16 protein-coding genes are annotated in these 26,455 nt (G+C 72.0%); 12 read left to right on the forward strand and 4 right to left on the reverse strand.

The window, feature by feature from the left end; all coding sequences use genetic code 11:
• The first annotated feature begins 5 nt into the window (after positions 1-5).
• The 5 genes from ACIBKY_RS05890 (at position 6) to ACIBKY_RS05910 (ending at position 10,231) form a co-directional block, all read left to right on the forward strand.
• Positions 6-1,364, forward strand: coding sequence for a pyridoxal phosphate-dependent decarboxylase family protein (locus ACIBKY_RS05890; protein ID WP_397094742.1), 1,359 nt, complete (start codon positions 6-8; stop codon positions 1,362-1,364).
• A 59-nt stretch (positions 1,365-1,423) separates the two neighbouring features.
• A complete protein-coding gene (locus ACIBKY_RS05895; protein ID WP_397094744.1) occupies positions 1,424-4,261 on the forward strand; it encodes an alpha-L-fucosidase in 2,838 nt (945 codons plus the stop codon).
• A gap of 33 nt (positions 4,262-4,294) precedes the next feature.
• The gene (locus ACIBKY_RS05900; protein ID WP_397094746.1) at positions 4,295-5,971 is read left to right on the forward strand and encodes a glycosyl hydrolase family 28-related protein; all 1,677 of its coding nucleotides are present in this window, start codon (positions 4,295-4,297) and stop codon (positions 5,969-5,971) included.
• A 22-nt stretch (positions 5,972-5,993) separates the two neighbouring features.
• The gene (locus ACIBKY_RS05905; RefSeq protein ID WP_397094747.1) at positions 5,994-7,940 is read left to right on the forward strand and encodes a family 10 glycosylhydrolase; all 1,947 of its coding nucleotides are present in this window, start codon (positions 5,994-5,996) and stop codon (positions 7,938-7,940) included.
• 254 nt (positions 7,941-8,194) lie between these two features.
• Positions 8,195-10,231, forward strand: a complete 2,037-nt coding sequence (locus ACIBKY_RS05910; protein ID WP_397094749.1) for a M14 family metallopeptidase — start codon at positions 8,195-8,197, stop codon at positions 10,229-10,231.
• Positions 10,232-10,607: 376 nt separating this feature from the next.
• Here the strand turns inward: ACIBKY_RS05910 and ACIBKY_RS05915 are convergent, their stop codons facing one another.
• From ACIBKY_RS05915 to ACIBKY_RS05925, 3 genes are all read right to left on the reverse strand, one after another.
• A complete protein-coding gene (locus tag ACIBKY_RS05915) occupies positions 10,608-12,092 on the reverse strand; it encodes a sodium:solute symporter family protein (protein ID WP_397094751.1) in 1,485 nt (494 codons plus the stop codon).
• A 24-nt stretch (positions 12,093-12,116) separates the two neighbouring features.
• Positions 12,117-12,881, reverse strand: coding sequence for a sugar isomerase domain-containing protein (locus ACIBKY_RS05920; RefSeq protein WP_397094752.1), 765 nt, complete (start codon positions 12,879-12,881; stop codon positions 12,117-12,119).
• 385 nt (positions 12,882-13,266) lie between these two features.
• On the reverse strand, positions 13,267-14,250 hold the full coding sequence (locus ACIBKY_RS05925) for a LacI family DNA-binding transcriptional regulator (RefSeq protein ID WP_397094753.1): 984 nt from the start codon (positions 14,248-14,250) through the stop codon (positions 13,267-13,269).
• An 81-nt stretch (positions 14,251-14,331) separates the two neighbouring features.
• On the opposite strand from ACIBKY_RS05925, the gene ACIBKY_RS05930 reads away from it, so the two are divergent.
• The 6 genes from ACIBKY_RS05930 to ACIBKY_RS05955 all read left to right on the forward strand — a co-directional run bounded on the left by ACIBKY_RS05930 (position 14,332) and on the right by ACIBKY_RS05955 (position 21,702).
• Positions 14,332-15,744 carry an AGE family epimerase/isomerase gene (locus ACIBKY_RS05930; protein WP_397094754.1) on the forward strand — a complete coding sequence of 471 codons (1,413 nt, stop codon included), beginning with the start codon at positions 14,332-14,334 and terminating at the stop codon, positions 15,742-15,744.
• Positions 15,744-16,469, forward strand: coding sequence for a 6-phosphogluconolactonase (locus ACIBKY_RS05935; protein WP_397094755.1), 726 nt, complete (start codon positions 15,744-15,746; stop codon positions 16,467-16,469). Before ACIBKY_RS05930 ends, ACIBKY_RS05935 begins: the two co-directional genes overlap by 1 nt.
• Entirely contained in the window at positions 16,466-17,674 is a 1,209-nt protein-coding gene (gene manD, locus ACIBKY_RS05940; RefSeq protein WP_397094757.1) for a D-mannonate dehydratase ManD, read from the forward strand. The genes ACIBKY_RS05935 and manD overlap by 4 nt, the downstream gene beginning before the upstream one ends.
• Complete coding sequence (locus ACIBKY_RS05945) at positions 17,671-18,972, forward strand: mannitol dehydrogenase family protein (protein WP_397094758.1); 1,302 nt, start codon at positions 17,671-17,673, stop codon at positions 18,970-18,972. Before manD ends, ACIBKY_RS05945 begins: the two co-directional genes overlap by 4 nt.
• 134 nt (positions 18,973-19,106) lie before the next feature.
• Entirely contained in the window at positions 19,107-20,357 is a 1,251-nt protein-coding gene (locus tag ACIBKY_RS05950; RefSeq protein WP_397094760.1) for an erythromycin esterase family protein, read from the forward strand.
• Between the two features lie 52 nt (positions 20,358-20,409).
• Entirely contained in the window at positions 20,410-21,702 is a 1,293-nt protein-coding gene (locus ACIBKY_RS05955) for an MFS transporter (RefSeq protein ID WP_397094761.1), read from the forward strand.
• Between the two features lies 1 nt (position 21,703).
• Here the strand turns inward: ACIBKY_RS05955 and ACIBKY_RS05960 are convergent, their stop codons facing one another.
• Complete coding sequence (locus ACIBKY_RS05960; protein WP_397094763.1) at positions 21,704-24,787, reverse strand: BTAD domain-containing putative transcriptional regulator; 3,084 nt, start codon at positions 24,785-24,787, stop codon at positions 21,704-21,706.
• A 59-nt stretch (positions 24,788-24,846) separates the two neighbouring features.
• Here ACIBKY_RS05960 and ACIBKY_RS05965 point away from each other — a divergent pair, with 59 nt between their 5' ends.
• A complete protein-coding gene (locus ACIBKY_RS05965; protein ID WP_397094765.1) occupies positions 24,847-26,349 on the forward strand; it encodes an MFS transporter in 1,503 nt (500 codons plus the stop codon).
• The last annotated feature ends 106 nt before the right edge of the window (positions 26,350-26,455 follow it).

The raw sequence follows: 26,455 nt of genomic DNA on the forward strand, positions 1-26,455 counted from the left end.
CGCGGGTGGAGGACCTGAGCCGTCTGTTCCGCCTGGCCGCCGAGCATGGGGCCGGCTACCGCCGCTCACTGCCGGACCGGCCCGTCGGCGTGCCCGTCGATCAGGGCGCGCTGGTCGAGGCGTTCTCCGGGACGTTGCCCGACGGTCCCACTCCGCCGGAGCGGGTGCTGGCCGAACTGCTCGCCGCCGCCGCGCCCGGCCTGGTCGCGAGTGCGGGGCCCCGGTACTTCGGGTTCGTGGTCGGCGGCGCCCTGCCGGCGGCGAGCGCGGCCGAGATCCTCGCCACCGGCTGGGACCAGATGGCGACCAACGCCGTCTCCTCGCCCGCGGCGCTCGCGGCCGAGGCCGTCGCCGGGGGCTGGCTGAAGGAGCTGCTGGGGATTCCGGCGTCGGCTTCGGTGGGGTTCGTCACGGGATGTCAGGCGGCCAACACCGTCGGCCTGGCCGCCGCGCGGCACCAGGTGCTCGCGGAGGCGGGCTGGGACGTGGAACGGCGCGGGCTGCCCGGCGCGCCGCCGATCCGGGTGCTCGCCGGAGCGGAGCGGCACGGGACGATCGACCGGTCGCTGCGGCTGCTCGGCCTCGGGACCGATGTGCTGGAGCCGGTGCCGGCCGACGCGAACGGCGCCATAGACCTCGGGTCACTGCGGGAAAGGTTGCGCGCCGGGCCCCTCATCGTCTGTCTTCAGGCGGGCAACGTGAACACCGGCGCCTGCGACCGGCTCAGGGAGGCGTGCGAGCTGGTCCACCGGTACGGCGGGTGGGCGCACGTGGACGGGGCGTTCGGACTGTGGGCGGCGGCCGGCCCCGCCACCCGGCACCTGGTGGACGGCGTGGAACTGGCGGATTCCTGGGCCTGCGACGGGCACAAGTGGCTGAACCTTCCCTATGACTCGGGGTTCGCCTTCTGCGCGCGGCCCGAGGCGCATGGGGCGGCGATGTCCTACGCGGCCGCGTACCTGGTCGGGTCGGGTGGTGCGCCGGAGGGCGCGGACCTCACCGCGGAGTCCTCGCGGCGGGCCCGAGGGTTCGCGGTGTGGGCCGGGCTGCGGGAGCTGGGGCGCGACGGGGTCGCGGCGCTGGTCGAGCGCTGCTGCGCGCTGGCCCGCCGGTTCGCGGACGGGCTGGGCGCGGCCGGGTTCGAGGTGGTCAACGAGGTGGTGCTCAACCAGGTCCTGGTCGGGTTCGGCGACGACGCGCGTACGGACCGGGTGGTGGCGGCGGTCCAGGCGGACGGCACCTGCTGGGTGGGCGGCACGACCTGGCGGGGACGGCGGCTGATGCGGATCTCGGTGGCGAACGCCACCACCACCGAGGCCGACGTGGACCGCTCGATCGCCGCGATCATCCGCGCCTCGATCTAGGCGGCCGCACGCTTGACCGCGTTGCAACCGCTTGTAATCATCGGATGTCTGGAGGTGCCATGCGATCTCGCGCGCTCGCCGTCATCCTGGTCCTGTTATCCGGCCTGCTCTGGGCCCCACCCGCCCTCGCGGAGGCCGAGCATCCACGTCAGAAGTGGATGCGCGACTCCACCGCCGGGCTCTTCCTGCACTGGGGCATGTTCACCGCCCCCCGCCACCTCGACTGCGCCGCCTGGGAGCGCGACGTCACCGGGGGCGGCTGGACCGCCGGCTACTGGGTGGACGAGGCGCGTAAGCTCGGCGCTTCGTACATCGTGCTCGCGACCTTCCACAGCAGGCTCGGGTACGCCCGCCCGTGGCCGTCCAAGATCCCGGGAAGCTGTGCCACGGAGCGCGACCTGCTCGGTGAGCTGGTGGCGGCCGGCAAGGCCAAGGGCGTGCGGATCATCCTCTACATGACCGACGACCCGCAGTGGCACAGCGAGCAGGGCGTCCAGACACTCGACTCGGCCGCCTACTCCGCCTACAAGGGCCGGCAGGTGGACCTGACCACGCGCGACGGCTTCGGCATGTACTCCTACGACCTGTTCTTCGAGGTCATGGAGAACTACGCGGACCTGGCCGGCTTCTGGATCGACAACGACAACGCCTACTGGGAGCGGAACCGGCTCTACGAGCAGATCAGGGAACGGCGCCCGTCCTGGTTGCTGAGCAACAACAACGAGGACACGCCGATCATGGACACGGTCAGCAACGAGCAGAAGACCGGCATGACCCCGTCCTACGACTACCCGCAGGCCGCGTGGACGCCGATGCCGCGCCTGGTCGAGGCGGACTACAAGCTGCCGACCACGGGCCAGTGGTGGTACGACGGCGGCGACCACCCCGTCGACACCCGGCTCAGCACCGGCCGCTACATCACCAACGCGGGCTCGTCCATGAAGTCGCTCATGGCCGAGACCCCGATGGTCAACGGGAGGTTCCCGCCGCAGCAGGAGGCGTTCAACGACTTCATGGCCGGTTGGGTTCCGCCCATCCGCTCGTCTCTCTACGGCACCGAGGGTGGCGGGTACATGTACGGCGGACTGCAGCCCGGCTTCTGGAACGACGGCGCCCACGGGGTGGTCACGGTGGAGCCGGGCGCGCGCACCCAGTACGTCCACGTGGTGACCCGCCCCCGCACCGACCACGTACGGCTGCGCGACAACGGATACTGGGTCACCCGCGTCAGCGACCTGCGCACCGGCGAGAGCCTGCGCTTCCACCAGTCGGCCGGGCACCTGACGATCCTGGGCATCACCGACTGGGACCCGTACGACACCGTCTTCAAGGTCGAGACAGCGGGCCAGCGCTTCTACCACGACAAGATCCGCGCCACCGCACCAGAACTCGTAGACGGAGATTTCTCGACTTACTGGGATAACAAGGGCCAGCTCCCTGCCTCCACCACCCTCGACCTGGGCCGCCGCCGCGTTCTCACCTCGCTGGCGGTCAACCAGCGCGAATGGTCGCCCACCTACGCCCGCGAGAGCTTCGGCCGCCCCGAGGACTCCGCGCGGATCAAGGACTACCGCGTCTTCCTGAGCTCCGACGGCAAGGACTGGGGCAGCCCCGTACGCACCGGCGCCCTGCCCAGCGCCCGCGGGGTGCGTTTCATCGACCTCGGCGAGCAGAAGGCCCGCTACGTCAAGCTGGAGGTGCTCAACACCTGGGGCGGCCCGCAGGCCCCGCGCTACCACCGCCAGTTGCAGATCGACGAGATCAAGGTCGCCTACGCCCACCCGTTCTCGGCCGGCCCCGCCGCGCCCCTGGAGGCCGAGCACGCCGACCGCGCGCGCGGCGCCCGCCCCGACCTGTGCCGCACCTGCTCCGGCCACGTCCGGGTCACCGGCCTGCGACATGGCACGCTGACCTTCGACGACGTGACGGTGCCGGAGGACGGGACCTACCGGCTGCGGCTCGACCACACCTCCGGCACGGACACCTCGGTGAAGGTCGCGGTGAACGGGGCCGCGGCGATCGAGGTCCCGGTGAAGGCCGACGCCAAGGACGTGCCGGTCTCCACGGCGCTGGCCGTACCGCTCAAGAAGGGCGCGAACACGATCGTGCTGTCGGCGAGCGCGGCCGGGATCGACCGGATCGGGGTCGCGCCCCTGCCACCCGCCTCCCAGGTTCCGACCACGACGCTGACCGTCGAGCCGGGCGGCCTGCAGTGGGCGGGTCCGGGTCAGCAGGCGATCAAGGTCTCGGCCACGCTGCGCCTGGACGCCGACGACCAGCTCGACCAGGTCAGGCTGGCGCCGACGGCCCCGCAGGGCTGGACGGTCCAGGGCGACCCGGCGACCGCGGCCACGCTGCGGCTCGGCCAGACGCTCTCGGCGACCTGGACGCTCACCTCGCCGCCCGGCCGGGACATCACCCCGGCCGACATCCCGATCACCGCGGCCTTCCAGGTGCTCGGCCGCCCCGCCCAGACCTCCAAGCAGGTCCGGGTACGGCCCCGCCCGGCCGACCGGGTGTGGATGCGCGAGGCCGAGGACTCGGCCAACCGGCTCGGCAGCGCCGGCATCACCGGCTGCGGCCCGTGCTCCGGCGGGCAGAAGGTGCGCAACCTGGGCGGCGGACCGGACGCGTACGTGCTGTTCGAGAACGTGGGCGTGCCCTCGGCCGGGACCTACACGCTGTTCGCCGACTACACGGTCAACGGCCCCCGGTCGTTCTTCGTCACCGTCAACGGCGGCACGCCGGTCGAGGTCCAGGTGGACGGCGTCGGCAACAACACGCCGTACACCACGAGGGTCCCGGTGACGCTCGGCGCCGGGCAGAACACCATCAAGATCCACAACGACACCGGTTCCGCCCCCGACCTGGACCGGCTCTCGCTCGGCCGACCCTGAGGATCCGGCTGACGCACCCTGAGGAGCTCCGCCATGCACGACACCGTGACCCGCCGCGCCCTGCTGGGCGTGGCGGTGGCCGCCGCGGCGGTCCCCGCGCTCGCCGCCCCCGCCCGGGGGGCCTTGTCAGAACAGGACCGAGGACCCAAGGACGACTCGGCCGCGCTGCTGGAACAGTGGGCCGCGGCACCCGGCGCGCACCCGCTCGTCCCCGACGTCTCCCGCGCCGGATACCGCCTCGGATCCAGGCTGCCCAGACACGGGCGCGTGGTGACGAAGGTGACCGACCACGGTGCCAGGGCCGACGGGAGCACCGACTGCGCCCCGGCCTTCAACGCCGCGCTCAAGGCGGCGGGGGAGCGGGGCGGCGGCGTCGTGCTGGTGCCGCCCGGCACGTACCTGCTGAACTCCCCGGTCTTCATGCACTGGTCGAACGTGGTCCTGCGCGGCTCGGGCCGGGAGCGGACGATCCTGCGTTTCGCCAGGAGCCTCGACGACGGCTACCGGCCCGCCCGCCAGTCCAACGGCAACAGCCGCTGGTCGTGGACGGGCGGCCAGGTGTGGTTCATCTCCCCGGAGCGCCGGGCGTTGTCGGAGTCGGAGGACTTCGCCGGCACCGAGAACTGGCTGATGGGCGAGACGCTCGCCGAAGTGTCGGCGGCCACCCGCGGCGCGCGCACGCTCATGGTCTCCGGCACCGCCAAGCTCCGCGCGGGCGACATGGTGCTGCTGGAGACCGAGAACCGGCCCGACGCGGGGCTGCTGAAGCACGTGGCCGGTGACGTCCCGGGCACCCGGACCTATGACTGGCCGCGCCGCGCGCCGCAGCTGGTGACCGGATCCGGCGGGCAGTACGTGCAGTATTCGTCCCTCCAGTGGCCGGTCAGGGTGGCGGCCGTCCTGGGCCCGCGCCTGGTCAGGCTGGCCGAGCCGATCCGCTACGACCTGCGCCCGGAATGGCCGGCCCGGCTGCGCGCCCTGGGCCCGACCGTGCACGACAGCGGCGTCGAGCGCCTGACCGTACGCAACGCCGTCCTCCCGATGACCGCGCACAACAGGCACCCCGGCTCCAACGGCGTCTGCTTCCAGGCGGTGCACGACTGCTGGGCCTACGACGTCCGGGTGGAGAACTGCGACCTGGGCTTCGGTTTCACCACGGCCAAGTCGAACACGCTCAGCCGCGTGTCCGTGGGCGGCCGGGCCGCGCACCACAGCTTCGCCTGCCGGATGCAGTCGCACGACAATCTGGTCGAGGACTTCGAGATCGAGGCCTTCACCGTCCCCGTGCCCGCGGGCGCCGTGCACCACGGCCTCAACCTGGAGGGGCTGTCCTCCGGCAACGTCTGGCGGCGCGGCACCATGGCCGAGGGCACCTTCGACACCCACCGCGGCCTGCCGTTCGAGAACGTCAGGACCGACATCACCCTGGTCAACAACGGCCGGGTCGGCGGCTCCGGCGCCTCGGGGCCGTTGTTCGGCGCGCGCGTCGCCCACTGGAACGTCCGCGTCACCGGCGGCAGCCCGTACGCCCTGACCATCGCCGACGTGGCACCGCGCAGCGTGTCGATCGGCATCCAGGGCGCGAACGGCGGCAGCGAGCTCACCCCCGACTTCACCGGTGACCTGGAGACCTTCCAGGGCGATCACGGGGTACGGCCACGCGTCCAGGACCTTTACCAGGCGCAGCGGGAGATTATTGACAGGGACTGATAGGGAGAAGAAGCTTTCTTTCGTGACGACAGGTCGTGGTGTCTTAGCCGTCCTTGCCCTCCTCCTCACGGTTCTCCTCAACCCGGCGCCGGCCGCCGCCTCGGTCTCCTCCACCGCGGCCGTGGCCTGCGCCGTGGATCCGGCCACGCCCAAGCGGCAGTTCCGCGCGATGTGGGTGGCCAGTGTCGCCAACATCGACTGGCCCAGCGCCACCGGGCTGAGTGTGGCGGCGCAGCAGGCCGAGTTCCGCTCATGGCTGGACCTGGCGGTGCAGAAGCGGATGAACGCCGTCGTGGTGCAGGTCAGGCCGACGGCCGACGCGTTCTGGCCGTCGCCGTTCGAGCCGTGGTCGAACTGGCTGACCGGGACACAAGGGGGCAATCCCGGTTACGACCCCATGGCCTTCATGGTGGCCGAGGCGCATGCCAGGAACCTGGAGTTCCACGCCTGGTTCAACCCGTACCGGGTCGCCAACCACGCCGACCCGAACCGCCTCATCTCCACCCATCCGGCCAGGAAGAACCCCGGCTGGCGCTTCGCGTACGGCGGCAAGCTCTACTACAACCCCGGCATTCCCGCCGTACGATCCTTCATCCAGGACGCGATGATGGACGCGGTCACCAAGTACGACGTGGACGGCGTGCACCTGGACGACTACTTCTATCCGTATCCGGTCAGCGGGCAGGCGATCCCCGACTCGGGCACGTTCGCGCAGTACCCCAACGGGTTCACCAACATCAACGACTGGCGGCGCGACAACGTCAACCTGCTGATCAAGGAGCTGGGCCGGCGCATCCACGCGGCCAAGGCGCACGTGCGGTTCGGCGTCAGCCCGTTCGGCATCTGGCGGAACGCGGGCACGGACCCGCTCGGCTCCAACACCTCCGGCCTGCAGTCCTATGACGCGATATATGCGGACTCGCGGCGGTGGGTGAAGGAAGGCTGGCTCGACTACATCACGCCCCAGCTCTACTGGCACATCGGCTACAACGTCGCCGACTACAAGGTGCTGACCGCCTGGTGGGCCGGTGTCGTCAGGGGCACGGACGTGCACCTCTACGTGGGCCAGGCCGCCTACCGCGCCGGCGTCGACCCCGCCTGGCAACGCACCGCCGAGCTGTCGGACCACCTCACCTACAACCGCGGGCATCCCGAGGTACGCGGCGACGTCTTCTTCAGCGCCAAGGACGTCAAGGCCAACCGGATCAACAGCGTCTCCACGATGACCGCCGCCCACTACACCAAGCCCGCCCTCCTGCCCGAGCACGGCTCGGCGGCGGCGCCGGGCGCACCGACGATCACCTCGGCCACCCGCGGCAGCGGCGGCGTGGCGCTCGCCTGGCAGGGCGGCGGCACCGCCTACGCCGTCTACCGGGTGAACGGCTCGCCCGCCGCCGACCCGTGCTTCTTCGCCGACGCGCGCAACCTGCTGACCACCACCCGCGCCACCACGTTCACCGACGCCACCGCCGCCGCGGGCAGCACGTACACCTACTACGTGAGCGCGCTCAACCGGACCCACCAGGAGAGCGGCCAGAGTGCGGGCCGGGTGGTGAACGGGGGCGGCGGCGGCACGTTCAGCGTCATCGTCGACAACGCGGGCGCCGGGTTCACCGCCGGGGCGAACTGGGGCACCTCAACCTTCTCCGCGCAGCGTCACGGCGCCGACTACCGGTACGCCCCGCCGGTGGCGGCCAGCGACCCGGCGTGGTTCAGCGCGGCGATCCCGGCGGCGGGCAGCTACCGGGTCGAGGTCTGGTATCCGGCCGATCCGGGGTACAACAGCGCCACGCCGTACCTTGTGGCGGGGCAGACCATCAGGGTCGACCAGCGGACGGGCGGCGGTACGTGGCGCGGACTCGGCACCTTCACGCTGCCCGCGGGCACCGCGAACGTCGTCGGCGTCAGCAGGTGGACCTCCACCACCGGCTACGTGATCGCGGACGCGGTGCGGATCACCAAGGTCTGACCACGCCACCGTGCCCGGCTCCGGCGGGTGCTCGCGCACCCCTGGCCGCTGAGGGTGGCCGGCGTGCCCTCGCCCTTCAGCACCACGTAGCCCTCGGTGGAGATGAGGGGAGCCGCCACAGTCGTAAGGGCGCAGGTGGGAAAGGGCGACCGCGCCTGGAAATCGCTTTCCATGGCGCCCATGCGAGCACGCGAGCCTTGCCGGGCGTGCCGCCGCGGCTTTCAATGATCTCCTAGGCTGATCTAGGAGGAGCCATGCGTGGCTTACGTGCGTCAGCAAGTGTCCTCGCGTTAACCCTGATAACCGTCCTGTCCGCGACCCCTGCCGTGCCCGCCGCCATGACGGCGGCGCCCCCGGCGGAACCGGAACCCGCCTCCCTCATGACCCTCTCGGTCCCCGACCGCGCGACCCTCGAACGCCTGGTCGCCCAGGGCACCGACCTCACCGAGCGGGTACGCCCGCAACCGGACGGCAGCATCCGGGTCGACGCCGTCCTCACCCCGAGCCAGCTGGCCGAACTCCGGCCGCTCGGCGTCGCCAAGGCCGACCCGGCCGCCCCCGCGCCCGCCCCGCCCCAGGACAAGGGCGCCGCCGTCGCCGACCAGATCGTGATCGAGCGCGCCGTCCGGTGGAAGACGCGCGACGGCTACTTCCTGTCGGTCGAGGCGACCAGCAGCGCGGGCGGGTCCGCCGTGCTGACCGCCGCCTGGCGCGGCTCCAGAGGGAGCGGCGGCCAGGTGCCGATGGTCGCGTACGTGGACGCGGGCGCCTATCTCGGGCACCAGTTCGCGACGCCGTCATCGGTCGCGAGCCGCCCGCAGTGGGTCACCGTCACCTCGGCCGGTGGCGGCACCGCGCAGGCCCGGGTCAAGGAATGGCCGGACGGCGAGCGGCCCGACCGCAACGTGCCCGGGTACCAGAAGGACTTCATCACCCAGTACATGACGCCCGACCAGCTCAACGAGCGCGTACGGGCGCTGCACCGGCGCTATCCCCGCCTGACCGACATCATCGCCCTGCCCAACAAGACGAACGGCTACCGCCGCCACGCCCAGGCCCAGTTCGGGACCGTGGTGGTCAGCTCGCTGGCCTACGGCTCCGAGGGCGGCAACGACCTGGCCGTGGAACTGGTGGACCCGGGCGCGCCCGACCGTCCGCTGCGGGTGACCGTCAACGGCAAGATCATCTCGGTGAGTCTGGCCACCGGGCCCACCGGCGCGCTCGCCAGCACCGCGGCCCAGGTCATCGCCGCGATCAACGCCGGTGCCGGCACGCTGGTCAAGGCGGCGCCGTACCGCAACGACCCGGGGACCGGCGTGGTGGCGGCCGCGGCGCTCACCCAGCTGACCGACTTCCTGAAGGCGCCCGCGAGCGTCTCGCGCAAGCCCGCCACGGTGCTGGCACTGCGCGTCGGCGAGCGGCGGGACGGCTCGCGCACCGGCGTGCTCGCCTACGCCCAGGAACACGCGCGTGAATGGGTGACCCCGCTGGTCACGATCGAGGCGGCCGAGCGGCTGCTGCGCAACTACCATCGCGACCCGGCCACCCGCAGGCTGCTGAACCGCACGGACATCTTCATCGTGCCGACGGTCAACCCGGACGGCGCCAACTACAGCTTCTACGACTTCAACATGCAGCGGAAGAACATGGTCAACTACTGCCCCGCGCAGCAGGCCGACCCGGCCCTGCGCAACACGTGGGGCGTGGACATCAACCGCAACTACGCCACCGGCTCGCTGTTCGACGGCTACTTCGGCGCCTCGGCGAACTGCCAGAGCGGCAACTACGCGGGCCCCGCCGAGCACTCCGAGGCCGAGAGCCGCAACGTGATCTGGCTGGCCAAGACCTTCCGCAACATCAAGTTCGCGCTCAACGTCCACAGCTACGGCGGCTACTTCATGTGGCCGCCCGGCGCCTACAAGCTCGACGGCCGGGTCACGCTGCCCCGGCCGAGCGCCAGTGAGGAGGCCTACTTCCTCAAGTCGGCGCGGACGATCGAGGAGGCCATCGCCTCCTCGCGCGGCACCGTGACCTGGCCGCAGCAGACGGGTCCGGTCACCGACGTGCTGTACTCGGCGGCGGGCAACTCCGCCGACGAGCTCTGGTACGACTACGGCGTCTACGGCTGGGACTTCGAGGTCGGCAGCGACATCTGGGACCCGGTCACGAAGACGTGGCAGGGAGTCGGCTTCCAGCCGCCCTTCGAGGAGGGGCACCAGGAGGCGCTGGAGTTCGCCACCGGGCTCATCAGCCTGATCGGCGTCGCGGCCGACTACCGGCACAAGGGTTGAGGCACGGGTGCCCGCTCCGTTGAGGGGCGGGCACCACTCTTGCTCGCTTCCGCGCGCGCGTGATACGAATTGCGCAAATAACGGCCTGGGCCGTAAATATCCCCCCAAGGGAGCGCGCCGTGAGACACGCCTCAGCCGCCCTGCTCCTGATCGTCGCCACCCTCGCCGCCGCCCCCGCGTCGGCCGACATCCTGATGACCAACCACGGCTTCGAAAGCGGCCTCACCGGCTGGACCCAGAGCCACGGCGAGAGCGGCGTGTCCGCCTCGACCCGCGCGAGCCTGGGAGGGCGGCACCAGCGCCCTGGTCAGCGACGACTCCGGCGCCGCCGACGGCGACACGCTCTACGCGCTGAAGGCCCGCAACCTCGTCCGGATCAGGCTCGGGCGCTGACCTCGGTCTCGCCGCCCAGCGAGTCCACGAGCTCGTCGGCCTCCTGACCGCGCCACGGCAGCAGGAGGCCGACGAGCACGAACACCGCCAATGAGCACAGCACCGGCCCGCCGACCTCCACCCACCGCGGAACCACCACGACATACTTGACCAGCGCGAACACGACCAGGCCCGTGGCCCACGAGGCGATCGCCGCGAACGGCCCGCAGCGCCGGAAGGCCGGCAGCATGCCCAGCAGCATCGGGATCGCGATCGGCCCGACCAGCGCGCCGAACCACAGGATGATCAGCCCCAGCACCCCGCCGAAGCTGTCGGCGGTCAGCGCGATGCCCATCGACAACGCGATGAACAGGAACGTCGCCACCCGCCCCGCCAGCAGCTCCGTGGCCGAGGACAGGTGACTGGCGCGCTTCCAGACCGCGGGGACGATGTCGCGGATCACCACGGAGGAGATCGCGTTGGCGTCGGAGGAGGTCATGGCCATCGTGTGCGCGAACATCCCGGCCAGCACCAGCCCGATCAGGCCGCCGGGCAACAAGGACTGGGTGAGCAGCGCGTACGACTGGTCCGGCTGCGCCAGCCCCGGCAGCAGCACCGGCGCCGCCCACATCGGGAAGAACAGCACCAGCGGCCAGACCAGGTACAGCCCCGCCGACAGCAGCGCCGCCCGGCGCGCCGACGCCCCGTCGGGCGCGGCGATGAAGCGCTGGGCCAGGTTCCAGGTGCCGCCGTTGTAGGACAGCGTGTTGATCAGCAGGTAGACCATGACGAACGCCATCGTGTACGAGCCGTTGAACGGCTGCCCGTGCCCCTCGGGCAGCCGGTCCCAAAGAGTCCAGATCGCCGGTACGCCGCCCAGCTTCGCCAGCACCGCCACGAACAACGTGATCCCGGCGACGAGCTGGATCACGAACTGCCCCAGGTCGGTCAGCGCGTCCGCCCACAGCCCGCCGACCGTCGAGTAGATCAGCGTCACGCCGCCGGTCAGCAGCACGCCCCACGCGATCGGCACCCCGGCGAACACCTGCAGCAGCAGCGCCGTCGCCGCCCACTTGGCGCCCACGTCGAAGACCTTCAGCGCGGTGCCGCTCCACGCCAGCACCTGCTGGGTGGGCACGTTGTAGCGCGTGGACAGGTACTCCAGCGGCGAGATGATGCCCAGCCGCCGCCGCAGCCTCGGCCACCGGGGCGCGAACAACGCCGACCCGATCAGCATCGCGATCGTGATGCCCAGCGCCCACCAGACGTACAGGGTGAAACCGGCCGTGTAGGCGATGGCCGCGTTGCCGACGAACACCGCGGCGCTGTAGCCGGACATGTGATGCGAGATGCCGGACAACCACCACGGCATCCGGCCGCCGGCGGTGAAGAAATCCCTGGCGTCGTGGACGCGGGACTTGGCCCACCATCCGATCGCCAGCATGACGAGGAAATAGCCGCAGATGACCAACCAGTCGAGCACGCCCATGGAGGCTCCTTGGGGGGTTGAGGATCACAACCAGCGCACACGCCCACGGAAGCGGTGCAGGAACACGGCGTTCGCCTCGTCACCGCCGGGCGCGTTGCCGCTGCGCCAGATGTCGGGCTTCGCGCCCCGCTCCGCCAGCAGCGCGATCGCCGCGGCCATCAGGCAGTTGAGCGCGTAGGCGTTGGCGAACGTGGAGATCGCGCCGACCCGCTCGGCGATCCCGTCGATCTCCAGTACGGCGTCGCCGACCGGCACCTTCGTGTCCACGTGCACGTCCACGAGGTCGTGCAGGTTCTTCCCTGACGGATGGCGGGCCGGGTGGTCCGGCGCGGTGGAGCCGGCGTGGACCCGCGACGACACCCCGACGACCGTGGCGCCGCGCTCCCCGGCCGTCAGGGCCGCGTCGATGAGCGCCGCGTTGATCCCGTAGGCGTTGACCAGGATGAGCAGGTCGTCCGCGCCGATCCGGTTGTCCTCGACCACGAGCCTGCCGTAGCCGGGGGTGCGTTCCATGGCCATCGAACGCAGGGCGCCGCCGGACAGCAGGGTGCCCTCGTCCAGGACGGCCGAGACGTTGACCAGGCCGCCCGCCCTGAAGAACACCTCCTGCGCCGCGAGGTTCGAATGGCCGCCGGGGCCGTACACATAGATCAGCCGATCCCGCGCGGCATGGTCGGCGACCAGCGCGGCGGCGGCCTGGATGTTGGCGGCCTCCTCGGCCTCGATGCGGGCCAGCAGGTCGGTGATCGTCTCGAAGTAGGCGCGCATGAGCGCGGCGGGTCCGGTCACGGGCTCGACTCCTCCGGCCGGGGCATGAAAGCGATTGCACGGAATCTAGGCCGCCCTCTCGTCCGAGGTCAACCCCCCGACCTCTTCACCCCACCCCACAGCCCGACACACCCCAGCCCGCGTCACCCCACCCCGCGACGCCTCGCATAGCCAGGGCTTGAGTCGCCTCACCACCCTCGCGGGGGCGTGCACCGTGTGCGTGCCGGACGCCACGCCACCACGCCCCGCCATGCGCCATAACGCGTCGCGTGGCCATGCGCCGCGACGCCACCCGATGCCTCGACTCGCCGTGCCTCGTGTCACCCCGCCTCGCCTTGCGTCGCCTCGCTCGTGGGGGCGTGCGCCGTGTGTGTGCCGGGCCCCCGTGTGAGCGGCCGGTGTGCTGTTACGGGGTGGGGCCGGTGGAGTCGCGGGGGGTGAAGACGCCGGGCAGGCGGCGGGACTCCGGGGGTGCGTCGGGGGCCTCGATGTGCCGGGTCAGGACCTCCATGGCGGTCTGGCCCAGGTCGTCCATGGGGGCCGAAACCGTGGTCAGGCGGGGGGTGACCGTCTGGGCGAGCAGGACGTCGTCGCAGCCCACCACGCTGCGGTCGCCGGGCACCGACACCCCCCGCCCCGCCAGCTCGGCGAGCACCCCGCACGCCATCAGGTCGTCGAAGGCGAACGCGGCCGTGGCGGAGGTGCCGATCAGGGCCTCACCGGCCTGCCGTCCGCCCTTGTACGTGGCGCGGAACGGCCCGAGCTCCACCAGGTCCACGCCCCGCCCACGCGCCCACCGGCGTACGGCCTGCGAGCGCCGCCCCGCTGCCCACGACGCGCTCGGCCCCGCGAGCAGCGCGAACAAACGATGGCCCAGCCCGTACAGGTGCTCCCCGGCGTCGAACAGCGCCACCGTGTTGTCGCACACCACCGAGGACATCTCCCGCAACGTCCGGTTCACCAGCACGATCGGCAGGTCGCCCGCCGCCTCGCGCAGGGCGGCCGCGGGCGAGCGCGGCGAGGCGGCGATCACCCCGTCGACCTTGCCGCGGAGCTGGTTCACCAGGCGTACCTCGGTGGCCGCGCTCTCCTCTGCGTCGATGAGCATGAGCGCGCTGCCGATCCGGTCGGCGGTGCGCTGCACGGCCCGTACCAGCAGCGGGAAGAACGGGTTGGTGATGTCGGGCACGAGGAGCCCGACCATCCCGGCCCGCCCCGTGACCAGCCCGCGCGCCGCCGAGCTGGGCTGGTAGTCGAGCTCGCGGGCGGCTCGCAGCACCCGTTCACGCACGACGGGGCTGACCAGCTCCGGCCGGTTGAACGCGCGGGACACGGTCGCCGCCGACACCCCGCACATGGCGGCGATGGAGTAGATCGTCGCGCGGCCCACCTCACGCTCCCTTCTTGACGGGTAACTCTAGCGAAGACAGAATCCATGCAATCGCTTTCATTTCACGACCCTAGGGGCAGCATGGGGCCGGAACACGCGGCACGACGGCAACTCGAGGACGTCATCTTCCCGTTCTGGCTGGCCAACGGCATCGACGAGGTCAACGGCGGCTACTACACCTGCTTCGACAACCGGGGCAGGACCAGGCTGTCGACCGACAAGTACACGTGGTCACAGGGCCGTTTCGTCTGGTTGCTGGCCCGCGCGGCCCGCCTCGCCGAGCGCGGTCTGCTCACCCTGGACGCGCAGGAGCTGCTCGCCCACGCCGAGCGCGGCGCCCGCTTCCTGGTCGATCACGCGGTACGGCCCGGCGGCACCTGCGCCTACCTCCTGGACGAGACGGGCACCGAGAAGCCCTCCGAACGTAGCGTCTACGCCGACTGTTTCGTGGCCATGGGCCTGTCCGAGCTGTCGCGGCAGACCGGCTCGGCGGAGTGGCTGGACGTGGTGGACCCGATCGTGGCCAGGGCAGCCGGGGACATCACGAACGGCGACCCGCCGACCCCGCCCTACCCGCTGCCGCCTGGCCACTCCGGCTTCGGCGCCCGCATGATCCTCCTCAACGCCCGCCTCGACCAGCTCCGCGCCCACACCGCCCAGCTGCCGCCCTCCACCGGACACCCACGCTCCAGCCAGGAAGAACAGGAAGAAGCGGCGTCAGGCCAAGCCGGGGAAGCGGCGTCAGGCCATGCCAGGGGAGCGGCGACAGGTCAAGCCGGGGGAGCGGCGACAGGCCATGCCGGGGAAGCGACGTCAGGTCAAGCCGGGGGAGCGGCGTCAGGCCATGCCGGGGAAGCGGCGACAGGTCAAGCGGGTGGGGGTGCCGCGGGGTTGCGAGAGGAACTTGCCGAGGCCCTCCAGGGGGTTCTGGCGCACCGGGAGGAGACAGGGTTGTTCGCCGAGATCCTGGTCGACGATCCGGGGCAGCGTGACACCGTCCTGGCCAGGCACCGCAACCCCGGCCACGCCCTCGAAGGCGCGTGGATGATGCTGGAAGCCGGAGAACTGCTGGGCGATCACCGGGCCGACGAGCGGGTGCTGGACAGCATCTCCAAGCTCTGCGCCACCGGCTGGGACGTGCAGCGGGGCGGGCTGCTGCGCTACACCGACGTGACGGGCCGGCGGGGCGGCGGGCCGTACGAGGAACTGATCGTCAGGACGTGGACCACGAAGTTGTGGTGGGTGCACACGGAGGCCGCCTACAGCACCCGCCTCGCCGCCGTGAAATATGGCGATAAATCGGCGGAAAGGTGGTTCGGGGAGGTCTGGGGTTACACGCTGGACACCTTTCCCGGGCGTGATGACGGGGAGGAGTGGGTGCAGATCCGCGACCGGGACGGGCGGCCGCTCGACGAGGTGGTGGCGCTGCCCGTCAAAGATCCGTACCACATCGCCAGGAACCTCATGCAGATCGTCGAACTGGGGGAGGGCTGATGCGGGTCAGCGTCCACGCCGACCGGGCGGCCACCGGCGCGGCGGCCGCGCTGGCCGCCGCCGAGGCTCTGCGCGAGGTCCTGGGAGCCCAGGATGAGGCGCGGGTGGCCTTCGCGGCGGCGCCGTCGCAGCGCGAGATGCTCGCGGGTCTGCGTGCCGCCCCGGGCATCGACTGGTCGCGGGTGGTGGCGTTCCATCTGGATGAGTATGTGGATCTGCCGGCGGACGCGCCCCAGCGTTTCGCGGCCTTTCTGCGGGAGGAGATCTGGGGGCAGGTCAGGCCCGGGGCCGTGCACGAGATCGTGCCGGGCGCCGAACCGGCCGCCGCGGCGGACCGCTACGCCACGCTGCTCGCGCGGGCCCCGCTCGACCTGGCCTTCCTCGGCATCGGCGACAACGGCCACCTGGCCTTCAACGATCCGCCCGTCGCCGACTTCGCCGACCCGCTCACCGTGAAGGTGGTCGACCTGGACGAGCCGTGCCGCAGGCAGCAGGTGAGCGACGGCTGCTTCGCCACCCTGGACGAGGTGCCGCGCCGTGCCGTCACGCTGACGGTCCCCGCCCTGCTGGCGGCGCGCCGCCTGGTGGTCACGGTCCCGGGCGCGCGCAAGAAGGCCGCGCTCCGGGCCGCCCTGCACGGCCCGCTCACCACCGCCTGCCCGGCCTCCGCCCTGCGCACCCACCCCCGCTGTACGCTCTTCGCCGACCAGGAGGCACACGGATGAAGATCGTCGACGCGCGGGTCATCGTCACCTGCCCGGGCCGCAACTTCGTCACCCTGAAGATCACCACGGACGACGGGGTGACCGGTCTCGGCGACGCCACGCTCAACGGCCGCGAGCTGGCGGTCGCGTCCTACCTGCGCGACCACGTGGCCCCGCTGCTCATCGGCCGCGACCCCGCCCGCATCGAGGACACCTGGAATTACCTCTACCGGGGCGCCTACTGGCGGCGCGGCCCGGTCACGATGACGGCGATCGCCGCCGTCGACACCGCTCTGTGGGACATCAAGGGCAAGGTGGCCGGGCTCCCGGTGTACCAGCTGCTCGGCGGCCGTTGCCGCGACGGCGTCACGGTGTACGGCCACGCCAACGGCGAGACCGTCCCGGAAGTCCTGGACGAGGTGGCCCGCTACACCGAGCTCGGCTACAAGGCGGTGCGCGTGCAGTGCGGCGTCCCCGGCCTGCCCGTCACCTACGGCGTCAGCCGGGACAAGATGTTCTACGAGCCCGCCGCCGCCAAGCGGCCGGTCGAGGCGACCTGGTCGAGCGAGCGGTACCTGCGCACGGTCCCCGAGCTGTTCGCCGCCGCGCGTGACCGCTTCGGCCCCGACCTCCACCTGCTCCACGACGTTCATCACCGGCTGACCCCGATCGAGGCGGCCAGGCTGGGCGCGAGCCTGGAGGAGTACGCGCCGTTCTGGATCGAGGACCCGGTCCCGGCGGAGCTGCAGGAGGGTTTCCGGATCATCAGGCAGCACACCACGACGCCGATCGCGGTCGGCGAGGTGTTCAACTCGATCTGGGACTGCCGGCAGCTCATCACCGAGCAGCTCATCGACTACATCCGCGCCACGGTCGTGCACGCGGGCGGCATCACCCACCTGCGCCGCATCTTCGACCTGGCCGCCCTCTACCACGTCAGGACCGGCTCGCACGGCGCCACCGACCTGTCGCCGGTGTGCATGTCGGCCGCGCTGCACGTGGACCTCGCGGTGCCGAACTTCGGCATTCAGGAGTACATGCGCCACACCGAGATGACCGACGAGGTCTTCCCGCACGGCTACCGCTTCGCCGACGGCTACCTGCATCCGGGGGAGGAGCCGGGGCTCGGGGTGGAGATCGACGAGAAGCTCGCCGCCCGCTACCCGTACGACCCGGCCTACCTGCCGGTCAACCGGCTGCTGGACGGGAGCATGCACCATTGGTGAGGCTCAGCCGTACCTCGTATGAGGGGGCTTTCCGGCCGGGCGCGACGGGGATCGTGCATCTCGGGATCGGCGCCTTCGCCCGCGCGCACCAGGCCGTCTACACCGAGGAGGCGATGGCGGCCACCGGCGACGACCGGTGGGGGATCTGCGGCGCCACCATGCGCGGCCCTGGCGTGGCCGAGCGGCTCGGGCCGCAGGACGGCCTCTACAGCGTGCGCGCGGGCGGTGACCTGCGCGTCGTCGGCGCGGTGACCGAGGTGCTACGGCCCGGCGACGACCTGCTCACCGACCGGCTGGCCGCGCCGGGCACCCAGGTGGTCACGGTGACGATCACCGAGAAGGGATACCGCGCGGGACCCGCCGTCGACCGGCTCGTGCGCGGGCTGCGGGCCAGAGCCGCCGCGGACGCGGGGCCGATCACGGTGCTGAGCTGCGACAACCTGCCCTCCAACGGGGTCAGGCTGGCCGCCCTGGTCAGGGAGGCCGCGGAGCCGTGGCTGCTCGGCTGGGTCGGCGAGCAGGTCCGCTTCCCCTGCACGATGGTGGACCGGATCGTGCCCGCGAGCACGCCCGCCGATCTGGCCGAGGCGGCGGCCCGGCTGGGGCTGGAGGATCGGGGCGCGGTGGTCGCCGAGCCGTTCCTGCAGTGGGTGATCGAGGACGACTTCGCCGCCGGGCGGCCCGCTTGGGAGAAGGCGGGGGCGTTGCTGGTGGCGCGGGCGGGGCCGTACGAGGTGATGAAGTTGCGGTTGCTGAACGGCAGCCACTCCGCGCTCGCCTACCTCAGCGCGCGCGAGCACGTCGCGCAGGCGCTCGGCGAGCTCCGTGAGGCGCTCGTGCGCCTCATGGACGAGGTGACGCCGACCCTGGGGGAGCTTGACGGCGTGGACCTGGGCGCGTACAAGGCCTCGCTGCTGGAGCGTTTCGCCAACCCCGAGCTGCGCCACCGCACCGCGCAGATCGCCGCGGACGGCTCGCAGAAACTGCCGCAGCGGCTGCTCGACCCGGCCCGGGAACTGCTCGCCGCCGGGCGCGAGCCGCGGTGGATCGCGCTGGTCGTGGCGGGGTGGATGGCACACGTGAGTACGGCCGCCGCCGTGGACGACCCGCTGGCGGAACGGCTCAGGGTCACCGGTGACGCGGCGCGGGTGGCGGGGCGGCTCCTGGCGGTCAGGGAGGTGTTCGGCGAGGACCTGCCGGAGCACGCGGGCTTCCGTGAGCTCGTGACCGGGGCGCTGGAGCGGATCATGGCGGAGGGGGCGGCGGCGACGGTGCGCGCGTACCTCGCCGGGCCGTGAGGCCTCCGCTCCCGGGAGGAGGCCGGCCCGCGGCGCTACACCGGCCGGGGTAGCGCCGCGGGGGCTCAGCGGCGGACGCGGCGGACGGCGTCCCGCAGGACGGTAGGGGCGTAGCCGATCGAAGGAGATCTCAGATGATCACGCACGCCGCCCTCGCCGCCGCCACCGCGTTCTCGCTCACCACGGGACCGGTCGTCGACTGGGTGAAGGAACAGGCCGTCCCGCTGGCCACGATCGACCCGGCGGCGCCGCTGGACGACCTCGCGCCGCTGGCCAGGATGATCGGGGACGCCAAGGTCGTGGGGCTGGGCGAGTCGACGCACGGGGCGCGCGAGGAGGCGCTGCTCAAGCACCGGCTCCTGCGGTATCTGGTGGAGAAGCGCGGGTTCCGCACGATCGCGTGGGAGGAGGACTGGACCACCGGGCAGCTCGTCGACCGCTACGTCGTCACCGGGAAGGGCGACCTGGACGCGGTGGTGAAGCAGATGACCACGACGTGGCAGGCCGAGGAGGTCAGGGAGGTGCTGCGCTGGCTGCGCGCCTACAACGCCAGGCACGCCGACAAGGTGCGCTTCGTGGGCGTGGAGTTCTACGCAACCCGCCCCGCCGCGTACGACGCGGTCATCCGGCACGTGGCGAAGGCCGCTCCCGCCAAGCTCGAATCGGTCAAGACGCATCTGGCGGAGATCCGCCCGCCCTCCGACGACGTCGGCAAGTACCTGCGCGAACTGTTCGAGAGCGGCCGGGACATGAAGCCGTACATCGCCCACGCGCGTGCCGCGTACGACGTGGTCAAGGCGCTGCCGGACTCCCGCGCGCAGGCGCTGGCCCTGCACAACGCCCGCCAGATCGTCTCGTTCTTCGAGTACCTGGACCGCAGGGCCGACACCGGCTACCGCGATCAGCAGGCCTCGCGCAACCTGCGCTGGTGGCAGCGCTTCTCCGGCGACAAGGTCGCCTACTGGGCGGCCAGCGCCCACACCGCCAACGCCCCGGACCTGCGCCTGTCGCTGCCACCCGCCCCCGAGCGCCGCTTCGCCAGCGCGGGTTCACATCTGCGCCGCTGGTACGGCCCGCGGTACCTGTCCATCGGCTTCACCTTCGACCACGGCACCCTGGAGGCCGGCGGCAAGCCGGTCCGCATCCCGCGCCCGCCCCGCACCTTCGCCGACCGCCCGTTCGGCGACGCCGGAATCTCCCAGTACGCCATCGACCTGCGGGTCAAGACGCCACCTCAGCTCAACCGGCCCAAGAAGATGCGGGGCATCGCCAACTACGACCCCAAGCGCCCCTTCGACTACTACATGTACGGCGGCGCGATCACCCAGTGGTTCGACGTGATCGTGCACCGGCAGACCGTGACCCCGCTGCGCATGCTGGGCTGAAGCTTATTGACACGATGCAGGCAGTGCGTGAAGCTTTTCGCGCATGACGGGTATGGCGGATGGAACCGGCACGACGGGCGTGGCCACGGCACGGTCGCGCCGGGCGCTCGTGGCCGGATCAGTCGGAAATTTCATCGAATGGTATGAGTTCGGGGTCTACGGGTACTTCGCCACGATCATCGCGGCGAACTTCTTCGCCCCCGCCGGGGCCGGCGATCTCGAAGCCCTGGTCAAGACCTATGCCTCGTTCGCTCTGGCGTTCTTCTTCCGGCCTCTCGGCGCCGCCATCTTCGGCCGCCTGGGGGACCGGATCGGCCGCCGCCCGCTGCTCATCCTCGTCGTCCTGCTCATGTCGGCCGCGACCGCGCTGATCGGCGTCCTGCCCACCTACGACACGATCGGCGCCGCGGCTCCGTGGCTGCTGACGCTCGTCCGGATTCTGCAAGGGCTGTCCGCGGGCGGTGAGTTCGGCGGGGCCGTATCGCTGATGACCGAGTTCGCGCCCGACCGCAAGCGCGGCCTCTACGGGTCGTGGCAGTCGTTCACCGTCGCGCTCGGGCTGCTCGGCGGGGCCGGGGCGGCGGCCGTCATGGCCACCGTGCTGCCGGAGACCGACCTCAAGGCGTGGGGCTGGCGCATCCCCTTCCTGCTCGCCGTCCCGCTCGGGGCGCTGGCCCTGTGGTTGCGGCTGCGGCTGGAGGAGACGCCGTCGTTCACGAACCGCGAGACGCGGGTGAAGCCCACCGCGGGTGAGACCGCGCGCGCCATCCTGCTCGGCATCGCCCGCCTCATGGGCTGGTCGGCGGCCGGGTACACCTTCCTCGTCGTCATGCCGTCCTACCTGCAGACCACCCTCAACGCCACCTTCCAGCAGGCGCTCGTCGCCACCGTCGTGGCCAACCTGGGGTTCGGGCTGGCCATCATCCCTGCCGGGATCCTCAGCGACCGCTACGGCCGGCGCGTCGTCATGACCACCGGCGCCGCCCTCATCGTCGTCCTAGCGCTACCCCTCCTGAACGTCCTCCAGGACCCCGGCGGCTCCCTGACCCTGAAGGCCGCCGCCGTCTTCGTGGCAGGAGCCGTGGTCGGCCTGATGGCGGGGCCGGGGCCGGCGATGCTCGCCGAGATGTTCCCCACCAACGTCCGCTACACCGGCCTGGGCCTGGCCTACTCGTTGTCGAACGCGGTGTTCTCCGGCTCGGCGGGGCTCATCATCACCCAGCTCATCAAGAACACCGGCGACGCCGACATCCCCGCCTACTACGTGATGGCCACCTGCCTGATCAGCACCGCCGCCCTCCTGACCCTCCGCGGCAGCGCCCACACGGAACGCCTGCGCCCCTGACTCACAGGGTGTTCGTGTAGGCCGCTGCGAAGGCCGCCTCGCCCAGGGCGGCCCTGGCCCGTGCGGTCGCGCGGGCGATGTCGTCGGTCTCGTCCGGGGAGGCCGGGGTGCTGTGGGCGGTGCGGCTCGCGGCGGCCGTGCCCAGCAGGCGGGCGGCCTCCTCGGGCTCGGCCACCGTGGCCAGCGCCTCCATCGTGCCCGCGATCGTGCGCGGGTCGCCGATCTTCCTGGAGGCCACCAGCGACTCCCTGAACAGCTCCTGGGCCTCCGGCTCCCTGCCCTGCATCCGCCGGACATGGCCGAGCTCGTTCAGGACGGTCGGGACGAACAACTGCGGATCGACGTCCGGACCGCGTGGCGCGCCCCGTAGCAGGACGGCGATGTGCTCCTCGGCCAGCTCCAGCCGCCCCGAGTGCCGGGCCGCGATGCACAGGCCCAGCCTGGCGAAGATCGTGCCCTCCTTGTAGCCCTGGCCGTCGGCCAGGCGGAGCGCCTCCAGGCAGGTCTCGATCCCGCGGTCGTAGTCGCGCCGGTAGGTGGCGATCCAGCCCAGCCACGACAGGCGGCGTACCTTGTCCGGCCACAGGCCGAGCTCCTCGGCCACCACGGCGTCCTCGGTGAAGATCCGGACGGCCGCGTCGTAGTCGCCGCGGATCTCCTCCAGACCGCCCAGCCACTCATTGGCCTGCAGTACGCCCCACCGGTCACCGAGTTCGGTGAACAGCCGCCGGCTCTCGTGACCGACTCGGTCGAGTTTGTCCAGTTCGCGCAGGGTGAAGGCGTCGCGGGACTGCCGGCTGAGCGCCACCGCGACGCCCCACCGGTCGCCGAGCTCGCGGCAGGTCGCCAGGGCCCGGTCCACCACGGCGGTCGCGGTCGGCATGTCGGTCACCCCGTACTGCACGAACAGCTCCGCCCGCGCCCGCACGGCCGGGTCGGCGATCTCCAGCGCCGCCTCCCAGTCCACGCTTTCACCCAGCAGCAACGCGAACCCGGCCCGCCAGGCCCGCGCCTTCTCCGCCTCGGCCCCATCCGGCTCCGCCTTGACCCCGTCCGGCTCCGCCTTGACCCCGTCCGGCAGGCCGGGCCCGGACAGGGCGACGTCGAGGGAGCGGAGGGCCTCGTGCAGACGGCCGCGCAGGTACCAGTGCCAGGACAACGCGTTCACCAGCCGCAACGCCTCAGGGGACGATGCGGAGTCGAGGGCGCTGCGCAGGTTGGCGGCCTCAGAGTCCAGGTCGCGCATCCAGCGCACCTGCTCGGCGCCGCGCAGGTGCCCCTCCGCCCGCTCGGCGAGGGAGGTGTAGTAGGCCACGTACGCCCGCCGTACCTGATCGGTCTCCCCGGCGTCGTCCAGACGCCGGCGGCAGTAGGCCGCGACCGACTCAAGCAGCCGGTACCGCACCCCGGACGGCCCCTCCACCACGGTCACCAGCGACCGGTCGACCAGCCGCGCGAGCAGCTCCATCACGTCGAGCCCGCCGTCGCCGCACAGGACCTCGGCCGCCTCCAGCGTGCACCCGTCCGCGTGTACGGCCAGCCGCCGCAGCACGACCCGCTCGTCGTCGGTGAGCAGGGTCCAGCTCCAGTCGATCATCCCCATGAGCGTCTGCTGCCGGTCGGAGACCCCGCGCTGCCATCCGGACAGCACCCGGAACCGGTCGTCCAGCCGCGACAGCAGCTCGTGGATGCCGAGCGAACGCACCCGGGTGGCCGCCAGCTCCAGCGCCAGCGGCAGCCCGTCGAGCCGCCGGCACAGCTGCGCGACGGCCGCCGCCGTGGACCCGTCGAGCACGAACCCGCGCGCCGACGCCGTGGCCCTGGCCATGAACAGGCGTACCGCGTCGGAGGCCGCCACCGCGTCGAGACCCTCCTCCTCGGGCAGCCCCAGCGGCGGCACGCTCCACAGCGTCTCGCCGGCCACGCTCAGCGGCTCCCGGCTGGTCGCCAGGATCCTCAGCCCCGGCGCGGCCCGCAGCAGCGACTCGGCCAGCTTCGCCGCCTGGTCGATGACGTGCTCGCAGTTGTCCAGGACGAGCAGCATGCGCCGCGCGCGCAACGAGTCGGCCAGCCGGTCGAGCGCGTCGCCCGGCCCGGCGCTGTCGCGGATGTCCAGCGCGGCCAGTACGGCGCCGGCCAGCGAGGCGGTGTCGCGGTCGTAGGCGGCCAGCTCGACCAGCCAGGCGCCGTCCGGGTACGCGCCGGTCAGCTGGGCGGCCGTGGCGATGGACAGGCGGGTCTTGCCGACGCCGCCGGAGCCGGTGAGGGTGACCAGGCGGCTCGCGCCGAGCAGCTCGCGTACCTCGGCCACGGCCCGGTCGCGGCCGATGAGGTCGTCGACGGTGGCGGGCAGGTTGGTGAGCGGGCGCCGGTCCTGGCCGCTGAGGCCCGGGTCCTGGCGCAGGATGCGCGCCTGCAGGTCGGCCAGCTCGGGGGACGGGTCGAGGCCCAGTTCGTCGGCCAGGCGTTCGCGCAGCTCGCCGTAGCTGGCCAGCGCGTCGCTCTGCCGTCCCGCCCGGTAGAGGGCGGTCATGTGCACGGCTCGCAGCCGCTCGCGCAGCGGGTGTTCGGCCACCAGCTCGGCCACGTCGACCGGCTCGCCGGCGGCCAGCCGTAGCTCCGCGAGTTCTTCGACGGCGGTCAGCCGCTGTTCCTCCAGCTTCGTGATCGGCGCGCGCGTGAACTCCATGTCGGAGAAGTCGGCGTACGGCGAGCCCCGCCACAGTTCCAGCGCCTCGGCCAGCCGTCCTTCTCCGGCCAGCATGGCGAAGCGCAGCGCGTCCACCGCCTCGGGCGCGACCCGCAGCTGGTAGCCGGGCGCCCGCGAGACGATCAGATTCTTGCCGCCGGGCTCGGCGTCCTCCAGCGCCTTGCGCAGCTGGGAGACCCGCACCTGCAGCGCGGCGGCCGGGTTGGCCGGCGCGTCGTCACCCCACAGGTCGTCCACGAGCCGGTCGGTGGACACCACCCGGCCGTCGTGGGCCAGCAGGTCCGCGAGCAGGGCACGCACCTTCAACCCCGGAATCGAGACGACCTCTCCGGCGTCCGTCCAGACGGTCAGCGGCCCCAGCACTCCAAAACGCATACGAAGCACCTTAAGGTGCCGGAAAGGAGACCAGAAGCGCGTCCGGCCACTGTGGAGCCATGAACACGACCTCGACCGCCGGCAAGCGAGACTGGATCGCACTCGGCGTCCTCAGCTCGATCGCCCTGCTGCTCTCCATCGACGTCAGCGTCCTGTACCTCGCGCTGCCGCACCTCAGCTCCGAGCTGGGCGCCAGTGCCCCGCAGCAGCTGTGGATCATGGACATCTACTCCTTCATGCTGGCCGGCTTCCTGGTGACCATGGGCACGCTCGGCGACCGCGTCGGCCGCCGCAAGCTGCTGCTCATCGGCTCGGCCGCCTTCGGCCTGGTGTCCGTCGCGGCGGCCTTCTCCTCCAGCGCCGAGATGCTGGTCGTGACCCGGGCCCTGCTGGGGATCGCGGGAGCCACGCTGATGCCCTCCTCGATGGCCCTGATCCGCAACATCTTCCGCGACCCCAAGCAGATGGGCGCCGCGATCGGGATCTGGTTCAGCTGCTTCATGGTGGGCATGGCCGCGGGCCCGCTCGTGGGCGGGCTGCTGCTGCAGCACTTCTGGTGGGGCTCGGCCTTCCTGCTGGGCGTGCCGTTCATGGCCGTCGTGCTGATCGCCGGTCCGCTGGTGCTGCCGGAGTACCGCGACGGTACGGCCGGCCGCCTCGACCTGGCCAGCGTCGCCCTGTCGCTGGGCGCCATCCTGCCCGCCATCTACGGCCTGAAGGAGATCACCAGGAGCGGCTGGCAGCCCCCGGCCCTGGTGGCCGTCGCCGCCGGTCTGGCCATGGGCGCGCTGTTCGTCCGCCGCCAGCGCCGCCTGGCCGACCCGCTGCTGGACCTGCGCCTGTTCGGCAACCGGGCCTTCGCCGCCTCCCTGACCATCCTGATGCTCGGCGGCGTCGTCATGGCCGGTGTCACGCTGACCGTCACCACGTTCCTGCAGTCGGTCGCGGGCCTGTCCCCGCTGGCCGCCGGGCTGTGGATGATCCCGCCGAGCCTGGTCATGATCGTGGCCCTGTCCGCGGGGCCCATGCTGGCCCGGCGCGTCCAGCCCGCGTACGTGATGGCCGGTGGCCTGGCGCTCGGCGCGGCCGGCATGGCCCTGATGACCTTCGCCGACGCGACGAGCGGCGTTCCGGTCCTGGTCACCGGGCTGGTACTGGCCCAGGCGGGCATCGCGCTGCCGATGGGCCTGGGCAACGGCATCATGATGGCCGCCGCCCCGCCGGAGAAGGCCGGTTCCGCCGCCTCGATCTCCGAGACCAGCGGCGAGTTCGGTGTCGCGGTGGGCGTCGCGGCGCTGGGCAGCCTGGCCGCCGCCGTCTTCCGCGCCGGTCTTCCCGCCGAGGTGAAGGCGGACACCCTGGCCGGGGCCGTGGCCGAGACGCTGGGCGACCCGGCGCTTCTGGCCGCCGCCCGCGCGGCGTACACCTCGGGGCTGCACGCGGTGGCCGGAGTGGGCGCGGCGCTCTTCCTGGGCCTGGCCGTCCTGACGGTGGCGGTCCTGCGCGCCCGCGCCGGTCGCGAGGAGCGGCCGGTCGCGCTCGCCGGGCAGGTGGCCGCCTGAACCCCGATCGGAGCGCCCCGCCGGATCTCGACCGGCGGGGCGCTCTTACGTGGAGTTAGCAGGCGCTCCAGTGGTATCGGCGGCACCATCCGCTACGAACAAGGAG

This window comes from Nonomuraea sp. NPDC050394 (assembly GCF_044459065.1).
In the GTDB taxonomy this organism is placed as follows: Bacteria; Actinomycetota; Actinomycetes; order Streptosporangiales; family Streptosporangiaceae; genus Nonomuraea.

Excerpts from the sequence above, each read along its gene's own strand:
- ACIBKY_RS05895 (WP_397094744.1), top strand. The coding sequence starts at position 1,424 with ATGCGATCTCGCGCGCTCGCCGTCATCCTGGTCCTGTTATCCGGCCTG.
- ACIBKY_RS05900 (WP_397094746.1), top strand. The coding sequence starts at position 4,295 with ATGCACGACACCGTGACCCGCCGCGCCCTGCTGGGCGTGGCGGTGGCC.
- ACIBKY_RS05910 (WP_397094749.1), top strand. The coding sequence starts at position 8,195 with ATGCGTGGCTTACGTGCGTCAGCAAGTGTCCTCGCGTTAACCCTGATA.
- ACIBKY_RS05915 (WP_397094751.1), bottom strand. The coding sequence starts at position 12,092 with ATGGGCGTGCTCGACTGGTTGGTCATCTGCGGCTATTTCCTCGTCATG.
- ACIBKY_RS05930 (WP_397094754.1), top strand. The coding sequence starts at position 14,332 with ATGGGGCCGGAACACGCGGCACGACGGCAACTCGAGGACGTCATCTTC.
- ACIBKY_RS05935 (WP_397094755.1), top strand. The coding sequence starts at position 15,744 with ATGCGGGTCAGCGTCCACGCCGACCGGGCGGCCACCGGCGCGGCGGCC.
- manD (WP_397094757.1), top strand. The coding sequence starts at position 16,466 with ATGAAGATCGTCGACGCGCGGGTCATCGTCACCTGCCCGGGCCGCAAC.
- ACIBKY_RS05950 (WP_397094760.1), top strand. The coding sequence starts at position 19,107 with ATGATCACGCACGCCGCCCTCGCCGCCGCCACCGCGTTCTCGCTCACC.
- ACIBKY_RS05955 (WP_397094761.1), top strand. The coding sequence starts at position 20,410 with ATGGCGGATGGAACCGGCACGACGGGCGTGGCCACGGCACGGTCGCGC.
- ACIBKY_RS05960 (WP_397094763.1), bottom strand. The coding sequence starts at position 24,787 with ATGCGTTTTGGAGTGCTGGGGCCGCTGACCGTCTGGACGGACGCCGGA.
- ACIBKY_RS05965 (WP_397094765.1), top strand. The coding sequence starts at position 24,847 with ATGAACACGACCTCGACCGCCGGCAAGCGAGACTGGATCGCACTCGGC.